Here is an 18,832-nt window from a genome sequence, read left to right on the forward strand (position 1 = left end):
ACACATACATTATGTATGTGTATTTTATTTAGCATAATAGATGATAGGAACCACCTACTGCATTTTAAAATGACTATTGATATTGTCTTGTGAGAATGAATTCATTTAATATATTAGTTAAAAGGGGGAGTATTGAAAATGAAATTAAATAATTGGGATGAAATTAGTATTGAAAAAAGTACAAGCATTGGTAAAGAAGAAATGGAGTTATTATTACTAGCTGATCCTTCATCAGAAGTAGTTAATGGATACCTTAAACAAGGGGACTGTTTTGTTTTAAAAAAGGATACTATTACTGTGGGGATTATGATTTTAATTCCTACTCGTCCTGAAACAATTGAAATTATAAACATAGCAGTTTCTGAAAAAGAACAGGGAAAAGGATATGGGAAATATTTGCTTGGTTTTGCTATAGACTATGCTAAAAAAGAGAAATATAAAACCATAGAAATAGGGACGGGAAATTCTAGCTTAATGCAATTAGGCCTTTATCAAAAATGTGGGTTTAGAATAACAAATGTGGATAGGGATTTTTTCTTACGCAATTATGAAGATGAAATATATGAAAATGGTATTCAGTGTATAGATATGATTAGGTTAACGCAATATTTATAAGAAAATTAAAAAGTAATCAGATATCAAAAATCGTAACTCTCAGTTGATTGATGAGATGTTACGATTTTTTTGAATAATGAAATCCTTCTCACATACTTCATTAAAAAATGAAGTATGTGAGAAGGCCTGAATCGAATTGTAAATTCTTTTACTGCAACGTTATTTTTTAGAAAAGGTATAACATTTATATTTTGAATTTAAAAATATTTCAAAATGTTTTTTATTATTCAGATAGATGTTTTTCTATTAATTTCAATAAAAAGTAAAAACCGTAAAAATAGTGCAGTTAATAATAATTGAATACTCTTATTAACAAATTGATGAATTATATCTTTCGAATTAAAAGAGGGAAAATTCTTTCTTTTTTTAGGAAGGGTTTAAAAAAATGCAGATATAACAAGTATCATGTTGTTTTAATTATATGAGAATATACCGTTTTGCAGATGAGTGTTTTTATAATAACAAAATTTATTCTATATTGAGAAAGTGAAAAAAAGAAAAAAATTGATTGAATCCCATAAAATAACATGTGAACATTATAGATATAAGAAAACACCTCGAAATTCTAGGGGATTTTTTTGTAGATTTAAATATGTATCTTATTAGGAGGAATGATAGTATTAAGAATTTAGTTTGTTCCATTGTTTAATAATTTACGTGCATCTATGGGCTTTCATAACGCGCAATTATCTATTACTGGTAAGAATTTTGATATTAAATTTCTGGGGAAGTGATAAGTAATGGTCACTGTATTAAATAATGAAATTAAAAAATCATTAGTTGAAAAAATTGTGAATAAAAGTGCGTGTATTGGGTATATTGGTCTGGGATATGTTGGACTACCATCGGCTCTTAAATGTTTAGAAGCAGGTTATGAGGTAAGAGGATTCGATAAAAACTCAGCTAAAATAGAAAAATTAGAATGTGGAACAAGTTATATCAGTGATATACAGGATACCGAAATCCAAGATGCTTTACATACAAATAGGTTTTTTATTAGTACAGAAATGAAATATATAAATGAATGTGATGTTGTTGTTATATGTGTTCCTACTCCTTTAGAAAAAGATAGTAAACAACCAGATTTAACATATATTCATTCAGCAGTTAATGAAATAGTCAAGTACATTAGAAAGGGTACATTAGTCATTCTAGAAAGTACTACTTATCCAGGTACAACAAGAGAAGAGATTTTATATAAATTAGAACATGAAACCAATTTTGAAATTGGTACAGATATTTTTGTAGCATATTCTCCAGAGAGGATTGACCCTGCGAATAAATCATTTTCAATCCAAGATATTATTAAAATTGTGGGTGGAGTTACACCTAATTGTACAGATTGTGCTGCAGCCTTTTACAGTAACCTAATTAATGGGATTCATAAGGTCAGTAGTCCAGAAGTGGCAGAGACAGCGAAGTTATTAGAAAACACTTACCGTTTTATAAATATTGCTTTTATTAATGAAATGACACAAATATGTAATGAATTAAACATTAATATTTGGGAAGTAATTGATGCCTCTGGGACTAAGCCGTTTGGATTTCAAAAATTCTATCCAGGTCCTGGTGTAGGAGGACATTGTATTCCAATTGATCCTATATATTTTAAGTGGATTGCAAATAATAAAGATTTGGCAACAAGAATGATTGATGTAGCACAAGAGATTAACGAAAACATGCCAAATTATATTATTAAAAGGGCATTACAGTTACTACAAGATGAAGATGGAAAGAATGTTCTTATGATTGGCGTAGCATATAAGAAAAATGTTAACGATGCTAGAGAATCGTCAGCTTTGGATATTATGAATGGTTTAATGCTAGAAGGGTATAACGTCGATTACCATGATCCATTTATTGAGGAGCTAATTGTGGACAATCATAATGTGAAAAAATCTATCGATTTAACTATGAATGCATTAAATAAATACCATTTAATTATTGTTCATACGGATCATGATTGTATTAATTTTAATTTGTTCAATGAGGCAAATTGCTTAATTTTAGATACAAGAAACATATTTAAAGATGAATCAATATATAAAAAAAATATTATATGTTTGTAGGTGATTATATGGTAGAATTTATTCCTTTTTATCGACCAGAAATAAATGATGAAGATGTTGAGGGAGTTATTCGTGCTCTTAAGTCTGGATGGCTTTCAAAGGGGCCAAAAGTGATAGAGTTTGAAGAGAATTTAAAAGAATATCTAAATACTGAACATGTAGTAAGTTGCAATTCAGGGACTGCGGCGTTACATTTAGCGTTATTGTCTTTGGGGATTGGATTAGAAGATGAAGTAATAGTTCCAAGTTTTACTTTTTGTTCAAGTGTAAACGTTATTATGCATGTAGGTGCAAAACCAGTATTTGTAGACATAGATGAAGAGGATTTATGTCTTGACCTCCATGATGTTAAAAGAAAAATCACTAAAAAAACTAAAGCCATTATTGCAGTTCATTTTGCTGGATACCCAGCCAAATTAAAAGAACTTCAAAAGATATGTAAAGAACACGGGTTATTTCTGATAGAGGATGCGGCTCATGCATTAGGAACTAAGTATGATGATACTTTGATTGGTACACATGGAGATATTATTTGTTTTAGTTTTTATGCTACTAAAAATATAACAACAGGTGAAGGTGGAGCGCTAGTCACTAAAAATGAGGAGATTGCTGAAAAAGCTAGATTATATGGTTGGCATGGCATCACCAAGAATGCATGGAATCGTTATGGCGAAAAAGGAAGTTGGCGTTATGATGTTCTATTACCTGGATTTAAGTATAACATGATGGATCTACAAGCTAGCTTAGGTATTAGTCAGTTAAAAAGAGCTGATGAAATGATTGAAAAACGAAAGAGAATAGCGGAAATATACCAGGAAGAATTAAAAGAAATCCAAGAGTATATAACATTACCTAACTATGTAAACAATCCAAGTATAAAACATGCATGGCATTTATTTGTTATAAAGATTAATCCTAATTCTCCTATCAGTAGAGATCAGATGATTCAAGAAATGAAAAAGAGAAATATTGGGCTGAGTGTTCACTTTATTCCCGTTCATATGCATCCATATTATCAAGAGAGATTTAATGTACATTTACCCAAAACAGAAGAAGTATTTGATCAAATTATTTCATTACCATTGTATAGTGCACTTACAGAAAATGAGGTTGAACATATCGTTACATCTTTAAAAAGTTTATACCAATTAAAGGTAGGGAGGTAAATATTTATGAAGATAGGAGTTATTGGTGGCGGTGGATTTATTGGTAAACATGTTACAAAGGAGTTAATAGCAAGAGGTTATGAAGTAATTATATTTGATAAATTTAAACCAAGTATTGATGTTCCTTTTGAAGAAATTGATATCTTAGATATTGCGACATTAAGAGAAAAGCTTATTAATGTGGATGGGGTCATACATTTAGCTGCATTAGTAGGTGTTGATAATTGCCGTTCAAATGAAGAAGATGTAGTCAGGGTGAATTTTGAAGGCACGAAAAATATTGTAGAAGTTTGTATAGAAAATGGAATAGATAAGTTATTATTTTCTTCTAGTTCCGAGGTGTATGGGGATGGTGTGAGTGTTCCGTTTAAAGAAAATGATGTCAAAATTCCCAAATCAGCTTATGGAAAAGCTAAATTAATGTCAGAAGATTTTTTGAAAGAATATGCTAATAATAGTTTTAAAGTCAGAGTGGTACGTTATTTTAATGTATACGGTTCACAACAAAATGATAACTTTGTGATTTCTAAGTTTTTAAAACAAACTCATAACGGCGAAAATATTACTATTTATGGGGACGGACAGCAAATTAGATGCTTTAGTTATATAAGCGATATTGTTAACGGAACTATATTAGCATTTGAATATGAAGGAGAGAATTTTGCTGATTTTAATATAGGAAATAACAAGCCTATATCTATGGAGGAATTAGCGGGAAAAATCAATGAGTTAATGGGAAACAAAAGTGAAATTGAATTTCTTAATTTAGGAGATGAGGGAGTAAGAGATTCTAACATAGAAATATTCAGAAGAATCCCTTCGATAGAAAAAGCTCAATTATTATTAAACTATCAACCAGTTATTTCATTAAATAAAGGGTTAGAGATAATAATAGAGGAGAAATATGGAAACACAGTATCTATATCCTAAAAACCCAAAAAAAATTAAGTATCCAATATATCCTTCTTTTTGGAGTATATTTGATCATATATATTTTTTGAAAAGTATATATAGATCCAATCATTCTAATCTAAAAGAGAGTTTACAAACTCTCTACCCTAATTCCGAAATTATATTAACTAATAGTGGTTCGTCGGCATTAGTAGCAGGGTTAAAGTATCTAAAGATAAAAAAAGAGGATGAAGTAATTTTATCAAATTTTAATTGTCCTAATGTAATAGAGGCTGTATTAACAGTAGGAGCAAAACCTGTATTAATTGATTTGACTACTGATTACTCACTTTCTCTTAATAAAATAAAAAAATACTCAAATGAAAATACACGAGCAATTATTCTTACACATGTGTATGGATGTCATGAAGATTTAGAGGTTATTAATTGGGCCAGAGACAATGATATTTATATAATTGATGATGCAGCACAAGCAATGTTCTCTTATCAAAACGAAAAATTAATTGGTAGTTTAGGTGACATTGGAATTTTAAGTTTTGGGGGAACTAAACCCATTCCAAGTATAGGAGGAGGAGCATTACTTCTTAATCGTACGGTAAATGACTTGTGTGATATGGATGAAGAAAAGAAAGAAGAAGTGCTTTTAGATTATAAAAACCACCTGAAAACGCAATTAGCTTTAAGAATTAAGAAGAGTAGGCTACTGAGTTTATTTACTGATTATTGGGAAAAGTCAGGGATTCTTCCCTCTTATAATGATAGCAAATTGGATTCTTTGCCAGAGGAAACGGAAGTTATATATCCAAAAACAATGTCCACATTACGCTCATTGCTAATTGATAAACACTTAAAGAGAACGAAAAAGATTTTAGAAATTAATATATGTAATGCCAGTTTGTGTTATACGATGCTGCAATCAATTGAAGAAAAGTACGGGGTAAAGATTATATTTTCAGCTCAGAATGTTTATTTGAACTATTTCACTATTATTTTCAAAGAACCCTCTGATAGGTATGAGTGTTCCGTATATTTGGCGGAAAAAGGAATACAAACTTGTTGGAATTATCTACCTCTAGGTGAAATTCCTATCTTTTCCAATTATGCCACAGAGTCAAAAAATATAGAATTTTTATGGTCTAGAGTATTATCAATACCTTTTAAATATCCTTTAAGGAAAAAAGACCTTAAGTATATATGTAGTCAAATTCTAATATATTTAGAGAAAAAGAAGTAAAAGGTGATTATATGGAAATCGAAATATGTACTGATGCCCAATATTGGGATACTTGTATGGAAGAATATAATGGTTCCGTATTCCATTGTTATGAATGGGGAAAATTAATGGAATTATTACCTGGTGTTCAATTTTTTCCAGTATTAATAAAAACAAGGGGTACAGTAGTTTTATCTCCTATATATGTACAGGATGGTAGGGTGCTGGGAAGTTTAATTGGTTATGGAGGCCCTGTAATCATTGGCCAAGATAAAATAGATTTTGCATTTTATGAATCGATAATAAATAGGAAGTTTGAGAATAAAATTCAAAAACTTTTATTACCTAGAACCATAAATCCTTTTCAAAGTTATAGTGATGAAAAGTGGGATTATAAAGAAACTTATATATTAGATCTACCAAATGATTTTGAGAATTTATGGACATCGTGTTCAGGAAAAGCTAGGACAAGTGTTAGATATGCACGTAAACAGAATGTTGAAATTCGGCCTATAGCTTTAGAAGAATTAGATGAATTTTACAATTTATATCAGGAACATAATAACAGTATAGGAGCGAGTTACTCATTTAGTAGAGAATTTTTTTATCATTTATTTGTTAATTTAAAAGAAAGAATTCTTTTCTTAGGAGCATTCTTAGAAGAAGAACTAATTAGTTCCAGCATATTTATAATGGATAAACAAGTTTTATATTACTGGATTAATATTAATAATACTAAAGGGAAAAATACACAATCTTCATATTTGCTACTAAATGATGCGTTTGAATTAGCAATTCATAATAAATTAAAGTATGCGGATTTAGGATATTCACATAATAAAGGGATTGCTAGACCTAAGATATACTGGGGAGCAGCTTTGAAAAAATGTTTTTGTTTAAAAGAGAGGATTTAAACTATGATTATTAGTGGCCACCAACCAAGTTATTTACCTTGGTATGGTTTTTTTGAAAAAATTCATAAATCGGATGTGTTTGTATTTCATGATATAGCACAATTTGAAAAGAAAGGTTTTTTAAATAGAAATCGTATTAAAACTTCCCAAGGAGTATCCTGGTTAACGGTTCCGATGCAAATGAAAAATTATAAAGAAATCCCATTGAATAAGTTAAAGATAGATAATACACAAGATTGGGAGAGAAAGCATTGGAAGACAGTAAGAATTAATTACTCTAATGCGCCCTATTTCAATGTATACAAGGATTATCTAGAGGGTTTTTATTCAGAAAAATGGGACAATCTTAACAGTCTAAATATGAATTTTATTCATTTTATTATTCGAGAATTAAATATTGATACGGAATTATATTATGCATCAGAGCTAGAGGGTATTACAGGGAAAAAAAGTGATTTTGTACTAGAGCTTTGTCAAAAGTTTAATGCCAGTACTTATTATTCTGGAAGTTTAGGTCAAGATTATTTAATAGAAAGTGATTTTGAGCATGAAAATATAGAAATCATGTACCAAAGAATAAGAGAGTATTCTTATCCACAGTTATTTGGTGAGTTTATACCGCATTTATCTATGCTAGATATTTTGTTAAATTGTGGTCCAGAGGAAACAGAAAAATTAATTAAAGGAGTTTAAAATCATATGAATGTACTAGTATTTGCTGCACACCCGGATGATGAAATTATTGGTGTTGGCGGAACAATAGCAAAACACGTGAAACAAGGTGATGATGTACATGTTGTAATCCTTGCAGAGGGGAAATCTTCGAGATCTAAAGAATACAGAGAACTAGATTTAGAGGTTAAGAGCCTGTCTTATAAAGAAACGGAGGGGGCATGTACTACACTTGGTGTAACAAGTTTTGCGAGATTAGATTTTCCTGATAATCGTCTTGATACATTGCCATTACTCGATGTTGTAAAAGAAATTGAAGAGCACATTAATAAAATAAATCCTACGATTATTTATACTCAATATGGTGGAGATATAAATATCGATCATACTGTTGTTTATAGAGCAGTGATGACAGCTACACGACCTCTACCAAATAGTAATATTAAATGGGTGTTTGCATATGAAACCTTATCTTCTACTGAGTGGAATTATAATGAGAAAGATAAGTTTCTTCCTAATTATTTCGTAAATATTGAAGAACATTTGGAGGCAAAATTAAATGCAATGAAACATTATGAATCGGAGTTAAGGGAATTTCCTCACCCACGTTCAATAGAAGCAATGAAGCACAATGCTTTTGTATGGGGAGCAAAGTCAGGATATAAAGCGGCTGAAGCATTTATGTTAGTAAGAGGAACATGGTAGGTGAAGAGAATATGCTAATACCACAGGTACCATTCTTTGGATTAGATAGCAAACAAATTGATTTAAAATGGGTTGAACAAGGTTATGGATTAGAAGCAAATATTTTTGATGGAGAATCTTTACATGATAAGTCATATACAACAAAGTTTTCAGATGTACTTTCTTTTGTTCAAACACTTAATCCATCTTTATTAACCTTGCATTTTCCAACTGATAATGCAGACTATTTAAATAGTGAATTTATAAAAAAACAGTTATATGAGTTTATTAATCTTGCTATAAAATATAACGCAGCAGGTATAACAGTTCATGCTAATCAATTTATGAACATAGCAGAATTTCAAAAGTATAATCTTATTGATAATAGAAAAAGAATTATAGAGTTCTTTAAAATGATAGATGAGGAAATAAAAGGAACCAATATATGGATAGGTGTTGAAAACTTACCCATCATTGGAAACTTAGGTGATGACTTTGATCCTATATTTGTATACCCAGAAGATTTTAATGACTTGGTAAATTTAGATTTATCTAATGTTGGAATAACGTGGGATATATGCCATTGGTCTATCACTTATCTTACACGTCTAGGTATTTCTAAATTATTAAGACAAGAGGAAATTGAGTATAAAGACTTTCATAAGTATATAAATTTAATGGATCATATCAAACATTTACATTTTAGTTCTTTTAAACATTTGACGATTCCTTATAGTGAGGTACGCTGCTTTGAGGGAGAAAGTCCGACTAATGGTTCTATTAATGAAAATTTATTACATGAAACTTTATTAAAAGTAAATAATCAAGTTTCAAGTAGAAATATAGGAATTGTATTCGAAGTACAGGAGACTGATTACACAAATAGAGTGAAATCATGGGAGACTCTTAATTGGTTCCAAAAGAATATTACTGGCATACAAGCAAACTCGAATTTTTTAAAGATATAAAAAGAGTTACTGCTTTAATATCATAACAAGTAATTTGAGTTAGAGATGATTTTAATGAACCTTTTCTTCTAAATAAGTATGTTAGGAGGGAAGGTTTTACTATTAATGTTTCCTAATAAAAGGGAGGACAAATGAAAAAATTAACTATTATCCAAAAAAACATTGTAAGTTTTGGAATTCTATTTCTTTTCTTTTTTAGTAATCCATATGGAGAACCAGTAAAAGTAAATGCTATGGTTAATAATAATCTGTATTCTCCTGTGACAGAACAAGTTCGTGCTAATCGTGCCATTGAGCATATACGTTTTCTTTCTGAAAAAATTGGTCCACGGCCAAGTGGGACTATGCAAGAACATAGAGCAGCTAAATACATTGGAGATACATTGCAGAAATTAGGATATGAGGTTGAGTATCAAGCATTCCCTGTACCTGATCAATATATTGGAAGTATTTCTTTTAGTATGTATGGGGAAAAAGATTGGCAGGTTGGGGCAGCATCTAATGCATTTATATCTACAAATCCAGTGGTTGGCTCGGTAGTTTTTATAGGAAAAGAAACCAATATTAATAGTTTATCTGAGTCGATCCATGGGAAGATAGTATTATTAGAACAAGCCGATACTATTGAAAAATATAATGAACAGGTTGAGCATGTAGCGATAAAGGGAGCAAAGGGTGTGTTGTTATATAGTACGATTGGGGATAGAGGGAACTATGGAGAAGCTTTTAATCCAGTTTTAAAAAAGAAACAATCGATACCTGTATTTGGGCTTGCCTATAATCAGGGGATTAGAATGAAAGAAAAGGTATTACATAATCACAATGTAGTCAGTTTAAAGGCAAAGCAAGAAGTAAATTTACGCTCATCAAATGTTATTGCGAAAAAAAAGCCTAAACATACGACAGGTGATGAGGAAGTAACAATAATGAGTGCTCATTATGATAGTGTTATTGGGGCACCTGGAGCAAACGATAATGCTTCTGGAGTAGGGCTTTTATTAGAGTTGGCTTACAATTTTAAGGATATAGAGACTAATAAAGAAATTCAATTTATTGCTTTTGGAGCGGAAGAAAATGAATCTTTAGGAGCTTATCATTATGTTAATCAGTTATCTGCTAAAGACAAAACACGTATTCGAGGAGTGTTTAATGCAGATATGATTGCAACAAGTTATCATCAGGCTAAGGATTTATATGCAATGACGTTAGATGGCTCTCAAAATGAAGTAACAAATACTGCTGTAGCTACTAGTAAAGAATTGAGGAAATCGGTTGTGTTAACTGGAAAGTTTGATTCTAGTGATCATGTACCATTTAATCAAGCTGGAATTCCCTCTGCTTTATTTATATGGATGGATGTAGAGAGTTGGGATCCTCTTATTTATCATGTTGAAAGGGTTTTCCATACACCTCAAGATACCGTTTTAGAGAACATCTCGGCTCAACGTATGCAAGATGCACTGGAGATTATTGGTACGAGTTTATATTATTTTATCAAAAGATAAGTATTTTTATGAATTGGTAGCTTATTTTGCTAAATTTAGATTTTGGTAAAAGTGTTATAAAGCTCTTTACGTAATAAAAAATATACAGTGAGCATAGGTGAGGTATATATGAGAAGTACATGGAAAGAGTTCAAGGGGATGGACCTTAATGTATGGATTCGCTTTATTGGAGAAGCTTTAAATGGTATTGCAATGATGATGTTAATGCCATTTTTCGCATTATATTTAAAGGATAAAGTAGATTCTTTGCTTGAGGTAGGTGTGATCATAGCTTTATCTCCAATTGCAGCAAGTATAGGCTCGTTAATTGGAGGACATATAGCAGATACTTATGGCCGGAAACCAACTATGGTACTCTCTATGGCCAGTAATGGGTTATTAATGCTGTTTTTTTTGTTCATAGATGGTTTTATAGCATATGCAATCTTATCTATCGGTTTAGGGTTATGTAACTCTTTTTTTGAACCAGCCGCATCTGCAATGGTTACGGATGTAACAGAACCAGAAAAAAGAACTGAGGCATATGGATTACTTAGAATGGCTCATAATATAGGAGCAGCGATAGGTCCTATAATTGGCGCAGCAGTTGTAGTTGTATCAAAAGATGTCATCTTTTTGATTACTTCTGGAACCATGCTGTTTTATACAATATTAATGGTACTGTTTTTAAAGGAAACAAAACCTAAAAATGTCATGATACATGAAGAAACACCTGAAAATTCAATAAGATCCACATTAAGGGTTGTTATAAGGGATAGGATATTACTTTTCTATATAGTTACAGGAATCATTATATTTATGGGATTCTCGCAATCGGAAGGTATGTTACCGCTTCATTTTAGTAATGAGAAGACAATGATTTTTGGAAATAGTAATCCATTTCCATATTTAATGACGTTAAATGGCCTATTAGTTGTTTTTTTTCAATTTCCCATTTCAAAATGGTTAACTCACAAATCGATTGGGAAATCAATGCTATATGGCGCAATTCTTTTTGGTATTGGTCTTTTGGCAATAGGATGGTTACCAAAGTGGTTTCAAGTAATAAACACAAACGATTTAGTTATTTTAGTTTCATTATTAATAGCTTATACAGTTTATACTTTAGGAGAAATGATTATGTCACCTGTCCAAATGACTTTCGTTGCTAATTTAGCTCCAGAACATTTGAGGGGTACTTATATGGGAGCCGCTAATCTGCAGTGGATTACAGGTAATATATTAGGGCCTCTTTTAGGCGGTTTATTACTGGAGCATCTTCTAGGGCATATATTATTTACAATCTTAGGTGTGGGATGTGTTATGTCTGGATTTGTTTACTTATTATTAGATAAACTTGTTGAGAATAGAAGTAAACAGATACCTATAAAACAAACATCTTAATTTTAAAAGTGTTATCAAGTTGAAAAAAATTTCTATTTTATGAATTAAGTAAAGCGCACGTTTATTAACAATAAACGTGCGCTTTGCTTATTATCATTTATAATGTATTGAAATTAATTCATACATAGTAACTTTGACAGGCTACGGTTTTAATATGATAAAAATTAATTTGATTCTTCTTAGTCGACTACAATCAGGTTTCTTGTCTTATCGATATGGTTAATTAACATACGATACTCTTCTTCGTATGTAGTTAACCGTTGGAGAAGGGATTTATTCTCTGCCGTTAAATATTCAATTTGCTGTTGTAAATCGTTCACTTCACTCACTGCTTTATAATTTTGTAGAAAGATAATAATGTCATCTAATGTAATAGATAAAGAGCTTGTTTCTTTTGTTTGTTGGATGGGGGACTTGTTATTTCCAGTTTTTTGATTTTGTTTAGCCTGTTGTATTTCTTCTTCGTATTGTTTTCGTACGCATGAGTTCCAACGAAATCCGCAAGCAGCAGGTGTCCTAGCTAATTGCTTAGCTACCTCTTTAAATGCAGCTAATTGTGTTCCACCGTCACGAATATTTTGAAGTACTATTGTTGCGAGAAGTGAATCGTTATCGTTAGTCCAGGAATCTTGTCTTGAAATTACCATTTTTCAATCCCCCTTATATGCCTTTAATTACATATATGCAATTACTTAAAATGATAGAAGCCCAACTTCTCTTAAAATGTAAAGGTTTTATACTTAAATAAGAGATTGGTTTAATATGAGGAGAATAAGACTCATATTAAAATAATTAGGAGTAAGTTGATAGAAGTATACACTCTGTGAACTACCCGCCACTTAACGTCCTAACGGCCTGTTTGAAGTGGGGGATTCTCGGTTAGTCGTTACTTTTGATAGCTAACGAATTCGTCCTAAGACAGCCGAGCTAACTCCCTTGTTCCAAAGGTTATTTTATTGCCATTTATGCTAACGCTAATAGGCGTATTGCTTCATTTTTGATATTGATAGCTGCGTTATAATCTCTATCGAGATTTACACCGCATATACAAGAATAGACTCGTTCAGACAATGTCATATTTTTTACATTCCCACAACTGCTACATGTTTTTGTGGAAGGAAACCATTTGTCTATTTTCACAAGTTGTTTTCCTTGTTCGTTTAGTTTATAAGCTAAGAAAGAAATGAATATACCCCACCCATTATCAGCGACACTTTTTCCAAAATGAAGTGCTTGCGACATTCCTTTCATGTTTAGGTCTTCAATAGCTACAACATCAAAATTAGCAGCTAAATTTTTAGACTTATGATGAAGGAAATCCTTACGTTGGTTAGCTACCTTCTCATGTAACTTAGCTACACGAATACGTTGTTTATTCCAACGCCCAGACCCTTTATTGCGTCTTGCTAATACTCGTTGTGCCTTTGCTAATCGGTCTAACATTTTACGATAGAACTTAGGATAATTGGCTTTCTCACCCTCAGAACTAACATATAATCCATCCATCGCAAAGTCTAATCCAACAACTGTTTCTACTTCTTTTTGTACAATCTCTTTTTCGTATTCAGTCAAGATGGACACATAGTATTTACCAGTAGGTGTCATAGAAATCGTACATGACTTGATCATATAATCTTGTGGTATCTCTCTATGCTGTTTGATACGTACCATTTTCAATTTTGGCAATTTGATATGACCAGTAAGTAACATAATATTTCCGTTTACTACATTCGTTGTATATGATTTTCTACCTTTTTTGCTTTTGAATGTAGGGAAGTCATTTTGACCACTAAAGAAATTCTTATAGGCAGTTTGCAAGTTGAGTTGAGCATTTGCCAAAGCTAATGAATCAACTTCTTTTAACCACTCAAATTCTGCTTTATATTTCGCAGGAGTTGGAAACTTTTGTTTCTTTAGTTGTTGCTTATCATCTTTGTATTTTTCGTACGCTTCTTTTCGTTCAGCTAACATTCTGTTATACACGAAACGTACACAACCGAAGGTTTTACGCATTAGATATGCTTGTTCTTCTGTTGGATACAAACGGAATTTATATGCTTTATTATGCTTTGTCATATCATTTCACCTCACTTTTCACCTTGGTTTTCAATATATTTCTTTACTACATCTATTGGCGAACCACCAGTAGTTAGTAAGCAAAAACTTCTTGACCAAAACATCTCTTTCGAAAGTTTCTTTTTCACTTGTGGAAAGTCTCTCTTGATTAGTCGAGAACTTGCACTCTTATAAGCATTGATGAATTTTGTCATTTCTGTATTCGGATGTGCCTTGAACAAAATATGAACATGGTCTACATCATGATTCCACTCTACCAGTGTTATGTTGTAATTCTCGGATAACCTGATAAACATGTCTTTTGCATAATCTGACATATCATCATCAAACACATTTCTTCTGTATTTTACGACCAACACAAGATGAAAATATAACAAGAACACTGAATGATTATTACTGTCTAATTTCATTGATATACCAACCTTTGTACTTTATAAGACTGATTATATCAGAGGCAAAATAAAAAGCAAAGCTTTTTGGCTACGCCAAACCGAAATTCATCTCCCACCTACCGCTGGGCTACGCCCTTCATGCGCTTGAGGAAGGAGAATTCTTTCGAGGAATTCGTTAAAATGCGAAATTGCATAAAAAATAAGGTTGACTATTTATTAAGGTTGTAACTATACTGATTACAGCTATGCGACTAAAGTAATAGATTTGATGGCATGAACTAGTTGTATTAATGATATATAAGTGAATATAAAAAAATGAATGGAGTTGAAAATATAACCCTAAATATAAGACGCTTGTATAAAAAAGAAGTTAGGTAATCTATAGTTTTTTATAATCATATATAAATTAAAAGAGGTGCACGATTTGAAAATTTTTAAGGGAATTCTAGTTTCTTCAATTGCATTAACAGCATTTAATGGGGTGGGCGGACTACTCCCAAGTGAAAAATCAGAAGTTGCCTACGCAGCTAGTTACGATTATTCAAATAAGCAATTGAATTCTATTGTACATAAGCAAGTTACTAAACAATTAATTTTGAAATTTAAAAATGAAGCAAATTTGCCATATCAGGATGGGATAGAAAAATTCATTAAAGAAGAAAAACAAGACCCTGAATTAATTGGAATTTTAGCCGAATATCCAAATGTAACTATAAATCGACTTTTTAGTTCTTTAAATCCTAAAGAAATTAAAAATCTAGGTAAAGAAATAAAAGACTCTGATCATATTTCTTCTAATTTGCTAAACTATTATATTGTAGAAACCCAAGGTGATATTGATGTACAAGCATTGCTTGTACAATTTGAGAAATCATCTCTTGTTGAAACGGCATATTTACAGGAAGAAGAAGCTCCACCTGAAGAGCGTTTATCCAATTTATCAATTAATCCATATGATGAACCTAGACTTACAAGGCAAGGTTACCTTGAACCAGCACCATTAGGAATCAATGCACCTTATGCCTGGAGTATAAAAGGTGGAGATGGAAAAGGAACAACTTTTGTAGATATGGAGTATGGCTGGTTATTTAGTCATGAAGATTTAGTGAATCAGAAGATCGAATTGATGTCCGGACAGAACAAGAGTGAACACCATGATCATGGTACCTCAGTCTTAGGAATTGTTTCTGCAGAAGATAATAACATAGGTGGAATTGGGATTGCACCAAAAGCTAAGGTAAAGGTTGTATCTCAGATTAGAGACAACGGTATGTATAATACAGCTGATGCTATATTAAGTGCGGTTAACAATATGCAAGCTGGAGATATTCTTTTATTAGAAGCTCAAGCAACTTATGAAGGATATGGAGATAAGAACTATCTTCCTGTAGAAGTAAAACCGGATATATTTGATGCAATTCGTCTGGGAACAAATAAGGGAATTATTATTATTGAAGCAGGTGCAAACGGCGGAAATGACTTGGATCAATTTAGAGACCGTAATGGTAAACAAGTTTTAAATCGTAATAGTCCTGATTTCAAAGATTCAGGGGCGATTATGGTTGGAGCAGCTTCTGCAAGGGTCCCTCATAAACGTTCATATTTCTCTAATTATGGTAGTAGGGTAGATGTATATGGATGGGGGAATGCAGTGGATACAACAGATGCTAAACCACGTGAATTTATGAAAAATCTATATACTTCTAGCTTTAGTGGAACATCTAGTGCATCACCTATCATTGCTGGTGCTGCTGCATCAATTCAAGGAATTACAAAAACTAATCTGGGAAAAGTATATACACCAAGCCAGCTTAGAGATATTTTAAGTGATCCTAGTACAGGAACGAAATCCAATGATCCAGCCTCTGATAAAATTGGTGTTTTACCTGATTTAAAAGCCATTGTATCTAAACTTGGCTTTTCACCAAACTTAAGCAATGATTCTTCCATTGTATTCCCAGAGGAACAAGAAATAAATAAAGGGAATGAAGGAACTACTATTACATTCCCGAAAGAGGATTCCGCTAATAGTGAAGGGAACTCTAACTTCATTTTCCCAGAATAATTGTAGAAATACCTTTTATTTAGTATGAAAGAATCTTATATAAGTAGTTGTTTATAATACTAGTGAGACAGGCTCTTATGTGTAATAGCATAAGAGCCTATCTGTTGTACTTTTAACTATATGAGGAAGGTACTTCTGGGGATATTTTAATTGCTTTAACAAATAAAGCGTTAAATTGAATTTATTTACAAAATATACAAGCCGTTTAAGAAGGAGGGCAATTTAATATTCTTAATGTATTATACTGCGTAGCTGAAAAGGTTATATAATGGTTATGATATAATAAAATTCAAGTACAATAAGGAGGGGGAAATTAAATGATTTTTCAAAGCATGATTACAGCTATTATAGAAAAATTACAAGAGACTGTGAATCCCTATTGGATAATTGTATTTGGATCCATAGCAGAGGACAGAGAACGAGATGATAGTGACATTGATATAGCTTATTTAAGTGACATAAAATTAGGGAATTATGAACGTTTTTTATTAGCACAGGAGTTAGCGGATATTGTTCATAGAGATGTTGATTTAGTTGATTTATCAGAAGCTTCTACAGTTTTCCAAGCTCAAATTATACATACAGGAAAGACAATATTTTGTTCGGATGAAGAGCGAAAAACAATTTTTGAAATAAAAACTTTAAAAATGTATTCAAAATTGAATGAGGAACGCAAAATCGTATTTGAGGATATAAAGAAAAGAGGTTCTATATATGAAGAATGAAGTTATTTTGAATAAAATTTCTACAATAGAGCGTTGTATAAAAAGAATTCAAGAGGTATATGGAAATAACCCTGATAATTTAGAGGATTATACAAAGCAAGATTCTATAATATTAAATATTCAAAGAGCATGCGAAGCAAGTATTGATTTAGCAATGCATATTGTTGCAGGAAAGAAGTTGGGACTACCTCAATCTAGTAGAGAGGCATTTGATTTGTTGGTTGATGCAGATCTACTTAGTACCGAACTGGCAAGTAAGTTAAAAGCAATGGTTGGGTTTCGAAATATTGCTGTTCATGATTATCAAAGTGTAAATTTAGATATTGTTCGTCAAATTATTGAAAAACATTTAACTGATTTTAAACTATTTACGAAAGAAGTAATGGGGATATTGGAATTTTAGGCGAAAGAACAAAATAATAGAGCTGAGAAAGAAAGTGATTTATACCAGCTATTGAAAAAATTACTAAATTTCGTAAAAAGAAAAGCGGTCATAAGATGAATTTGTTCATGTTGAAGTGAATCTTTGCATGAAATGTATGTAGATAATAGTAGGAGCAATATCCATATACAATTTTATCAACAAATAAGTAAATATTTTTAAAACTAATTTTTATACATATAATGTATACCAAAAACAAAAAAGTTTCCTTATGGAAACTTTTTTGTTTTTGGTAAATTTACAACAGTTAATTAATATACAGTTTTTGAGAAAAATGATGAATCATGTCAAATCATCTTCATTTACACAAACATAAACGTAGTATAAAAATGAAGCATATCCAAAATAATTAAAGGGGCTGAAAAATTGATTAAAAAACTTATTATTGGTTCTATTGCTTTAGGCGCAACAATAGGAGTGAGTATACCTACATTTGCTGCAACACTACATTCTTCATCACAGCTTAAAGAAACTCAAAATTCCCATGTACAATCTCTACATTCTCCATGGCAGTATTTAGGGCAAACTTCAAGGGAACTTCAAATTAAAAGTAACGATCCAAACGTACTAGCTTTTTAACTAGCAAAAGAAGCGCCATTTTACGAAGAAGAATTAGTAGACATATGTTCTGTAATTTTAGATGCAAATGTAGATGTTGTATATTGGACAAGCAAGGAATGGGTTAGATTTGAAGAAGGAAATTATGAGTTTAAACATGAAATTAAAATTTTTAGAGATAAAGAACGTCAGCAATTAATTACTGCACTAGAATCTTAGATCTTTTACAAAAAAGAAGCTATGCTATACTCCCCTTATAGTAGATAGGATAAAGAAAACACATTAACCTGTTTACTATGGAGGGGATTTTTCTATGAGTAAAATTAGCACCACTGATGAAGTAGAATTTAAGAAAAAAGCAGTCGATTTATATTAAAAGAAGGAATGAGATATAAATAATTGGGTCTTTTTTTGTTTAACATGTGTACGTTTATTACTGATGAAAATCGTAATGTAATTAAATCCATGGCTTA

17 protein-coding genes and 1 pseudogene are annotated in these 18,832 nt (G+C 31.4%); 15 read left to right on the plus strand and 3 right to left on the minus strand.

Going from position 1 to position 18,832, the window contains the following annotated elements; genetic code table 11:
* The first annotated feature begins 138 nt into the window (after positions 1-138).
* From MHH59_RS27735 to MHH59_RS27785, 11 genes are all read left to right on the plus strand, one after another.
* Positions 139-615: a GNAT family N-acetyltransferase gene (locus MHH59_RS27735; RefSeq protein ID WP_113937384.1), complete on the plus strand. Its 477-nt coding sequence runs from the start codon at positions 139-141 to the stop codon at positions 613-615.
* Between the two features lie 740 nt (positions 616-1,355).
* Entirely contained in the window at positions 1,356-2,684 is a 1,329-nt protein-coding gene (locus MHH59_RS27740; protein ID WP_201055034.1) for a nucleotide sugar dehydrogenase, read from the plus strand.
* 8 nt (positions 2,685-2,692) lie between these two features.
* Positions 2,693-3,850, plus strand: a complete 1,158-nt coding sequence (locus MHH59_RS27745; protein ID WP_002068789.1) for a DegT/DnrJ/EryC1/StrS family aminotransferase — start codon at positions 2,693-2,695, stop codon at positions 3,848-3,850.
* Positions 3,851-3,856: 6 nt separating this feature from the next.
* Complete coding sequence (locus MHH59_RS27750) at positions 3,857-4,780, plus strand: NAD-dependent epimerase/dehydratase family protein (RefSeq protein WP_016096897.1); 924 nt, start codon at positions 3,857-3,859, stop codon at positions 4,778-4,780.
* On the plus strand, positions 4,755-5,996 hold the full coding sequence (locus MHH59_RS27755; RefSeq protein ID WP_201055035.1) for an aminotransferase class V-fold PLP-dependent enzyme: 1,242 nt from the start codon (positions 4,755-4,757) through the stop codon (positions 5,994-5,996). Before MHH59_RS27750 ends, MHH59_RS27755 begins: the two co-directional genes overlap by 26 nt.
* 11 nt (positions 5,997-6,007) lie before the next feature.
* Positions 6,008-6,889, plus strand: coding sequence for a GNAT family N-acetyltransferase (locus MHH59_RS27760; protein ID WP_201055036.1), 882 nt, complete (start codon positions 6,008-6,010; stop codon positions 6,887-6,889).
* A gap of 3 nt (positions 6,890-6,892) precedes the next feature.
* Complete coding sequence (locus MHH59_RS27765; RefSeq protein WP_201055038.1) at positions 6,893-7,582, plus strand: WbqC family protein; 690 nt, start codon at positions 6,893-6,895, stop codon at positions 7,580-7,582.
* A 6-nt stretch (positions 7,583-7,588) separates the two neighbouring features.
* Positions 7,589-8,266 carry a PIG-L deacetylase family protein gene (locus tag MHH59_RS27770; RefSeq protein WP_078205764.1) on the plus strand — a complete coding sequence of 226 codons (678 nt, stop codon included), beginning with the start codon at positions 7,589-7,591 and terminating at the stop codon, positions 8,264-8,266.
* A gap of 11 nt (positions 8,267-8,277) precedes the next feature.
* Positions 8,278-9,213, plus strand: coding sequence for an endonuclease (locus MHH59_RS27775; RefSeq protein ID WP_201055276.1), 936 nt, complete (start codon positions 8,278-8,280; stop codon positions 9,211-9,213).
* Between the two features lie 131 nt (positions 9,214-9,344).
* A complete protein-coding gene (locus MHH59_RS27780) occupies positions 9,345-10,718 on the plus strand; it encodes a M28 family peptidase (protein WP_201055041.1) in 1,374 nt (457 codons plus the stop codon).
* Positions 10,719-10,826: 108 nt separating this feature from the next.
* Positions 10,827-12,101 (plus strand): MDR family MFS transporter, encoded by a 1,275-nt coding sequence (locus tag MHH59_RS27785; RefSeq protein WP_002068800.1) that lies wholly within the window; start codon positions 10,827-10,829, stop codon positions 12,099-12,101.
* A gap of 179 nt (positions 12,102-12,280) precedes the next feature.
* Here MHH59_RS27785 and MHH59_RS27790 read toward each other — a convergent pair whose 3' ends face one another.
* From MHH59_RS27790 to tnpA, 3 genes are all read right to left on the minus strand, one after another.
* A complete protein-coding gene (locus MHH59_RS27790) occupies positions 12,281-12,748 on the minus strand; it encodes an RsfA family transcriptional regulator (RefSeq protein ID WP_002068801.1) in 468 nt (155 codons plus the stop codon).
* A 316-nt stretch (positions 12,749-13,064) separates the two neighbouring features.
* Entirely contained in the window at positions 13,065-14,177 is a 1,113-nt protein-coding gene (locus MHH59_RS27795; protein WP_201055043.1) for an RNA-guided endonuclease TnpB family protein, read from the minus strand.
* 11 nt (positions 14,178-14,188) lie between these two features.
* A complete protein-coding gene (gene tnpA / locus MHH59_RS27800; protein WP_201055045.1) occupies positions 14,189-14,587 on the minus strand; it encodes an IS200/IS605 family transposase in 399 nt (132 codons plus the stop codon).
* 406 nt (positions 14,588-14,993) lie between these two features.
* On the opposite strand from tnpA, the gene MHH59_RS27805 reads away from it, so the two are divergent.
* The 4 genes and pseudogenes from MHH59_RS27805 to MHH59_RS27820 all read left to right on the plus strand — a co-directional run bounded on the left by MHH59_RS27805 (position 14,994) and on the right by MHH59_RS27820 (position 18,578).
* Positions 14,994-16,634 (plus strand): S8 family peptidase, encoded by a 1,641-nt coding sequence (locus MHH59_RS27805; RefSeq protein ID WP_201055047.1) that lies wholly within the window; start codon positions 14,994-14,996, stop codon positions 16,632-16,634.
* 317 nt (positions 16,635-16,951) lie between these two features.
* Positions 16,952-17,359, plus strand: coding sequence for a type VII toxin-antitoxin system MntA family adenylyltransferase antitoxin (mntA, locus tag MHH59_RS27810; RefSeq protein ID WP_002204144.1), 408 nt, complete (start codon positions 16,952-16,954; stop codon positions 17,357-17,359).
* Positions 17,349-17,762 carry a type VII toxin-antitoxin system HepT family RNase toxin gene (gene hepT / locus MHH59_RS27815; protein ID WP_201055048.1) on the plus strand — a complete coding sequence of 138 codons (414 nt, stop codon included), beginning with the start codon at positions 17,349-17,351 and terminating at the stop codon, positions 17,760-17,762. Before mntA ends, hepT begins: the two co-directional genes overlap by 11 nt.
* A gap of 405 nt (positions 17,763-18,167) precedes the next feature.
* Positions 18,168-18,578: pseudogene (locus tag MHH59_RS27820) on the plus strand (hypothetical protein).
* Positions 18,579-18,832 lie beyond the last annotated feature (254 nt).

This window comes from Bacillus sp. FSL E2-0195, assembly GCF_038003645.1.
GTDB classification, from domain to species: domain Bacteria; phylum Bacillota; class Bacilli; order Bacillales; family Bacillaceae_G; genus Bacillus_A; species Bacillus_A mycoides.

Excerpts from the sequence above, each read along its gene's own strand:
- MHH59_RS27775 (WP_201055276.1), top strand. The coding sequence starts at position 8,278 with ATGCTAATACCACAGGTACCATTCTTTGGATTAGATAGCAAACAAATT.
- MHH59_RS27750 (WP_016096897.1), top strand. The coding sequence starts at position 3,857 with ATGAAGATAGGAGTTATTGGTGGCGGTGGATTTATTGGTAAACATGTT.
- MHH59_RS27755 (WP_201055035.1), top strand. The coding sequence starts at position 4,755 with ATGGAAACACAGTATCTATATCCTAAAAACCCAAAAAAAATTAAGTAT.
- MHH59_RS27795 (WP_201055043.1), bottom strand. The coding sequence starts at position 14,177 with ATGACAAAGCATAATAAAGCATATAAATTCCGTTTGTATCCAACAGAA.
- tnpA (WP_201055045.1), bottom strand. The coding sequence starts at position 14,587 with ATGAAATTAGACAGTAATAATCATTCAGTGTTCTTGTTATATTTTCAT.
- MHH59_RS27735 (WP_113937384.1), top strand. The coding sequence starts at position 139 with ATGAAATTAAATAATTGGGATGAAATTAGTATTGAAAAAAGTACAAGC.
- MHH59_RS27790 (WP_002068801.1), bottom strand. The coding sequence starts at position 12,748 with ATGGTAATTTCAAGACAAGATTCCTGGACTAACGATAACGATTCACTT.
- MHH59_RS27780 (WP_201055041.1), top strand. The coding sequence starts at position 9,345 with ATGAAAAAATTAACTATTATCCAAAAAAACATTGTAAGTTTTGGAATT.
- MHH59_RS27760 (WP_201055036.1), top strand. The coding sequence starts at position 6,008 with ATGGAAATCGAAATATGTACTGATGCCCAATATTGGGATACTTGTATG.
- MHH59_RS27745 (WP_002068789.1), top strand. The coding sequence starts at position 2,693 with ATGGTAGAATTTATTCCTTTTTATCGACCAGAAATAAATGATGAAGAT.
- hepT (WP_201055048.1), top strand. The coding sequence starts at position 17,349 with ATGAAGAATGAAGTTATTTTGAATAAAATTTCTACAATAGAGCGTTGT.
- mntA (WP_002204144.1), top strand. The coding sequence starts at position 16,952 with ATGATTTTTCAAAGCATGATTACAGCTATTATAGAAAAATTACAAGAG.
- MHH59_RS27770 (WP_078205764.1), top strand. The coding sequence starts at position 7,589 with ATGAATGTACTAGTATTTGCTGCACACCCGGATGATGAAATTATTGGT.
- MHH59_RS27740 (WP_201055034.1), top strand. The coding sequence starts at position 1,356 with ATGGTCACTGTATTAAATAATGAAATTAAAAAATCATTAGTTGAAAAA.
- MHH59_RS27785 (WP_002068800.1), top strand. The coding sequence starts at position 10,827 with ATGAGAAGTACATGGAAAGAGTTCAAGGGGATGGACCTTAATGTATGG.
- MHH59_RS27765 (WP_201055038.1), top strand. The coding sequence starts at position 6,893 with ATGATTATTAGTGGCCACCAACCAAGTTATTTACCTTGGTATGGTTTT.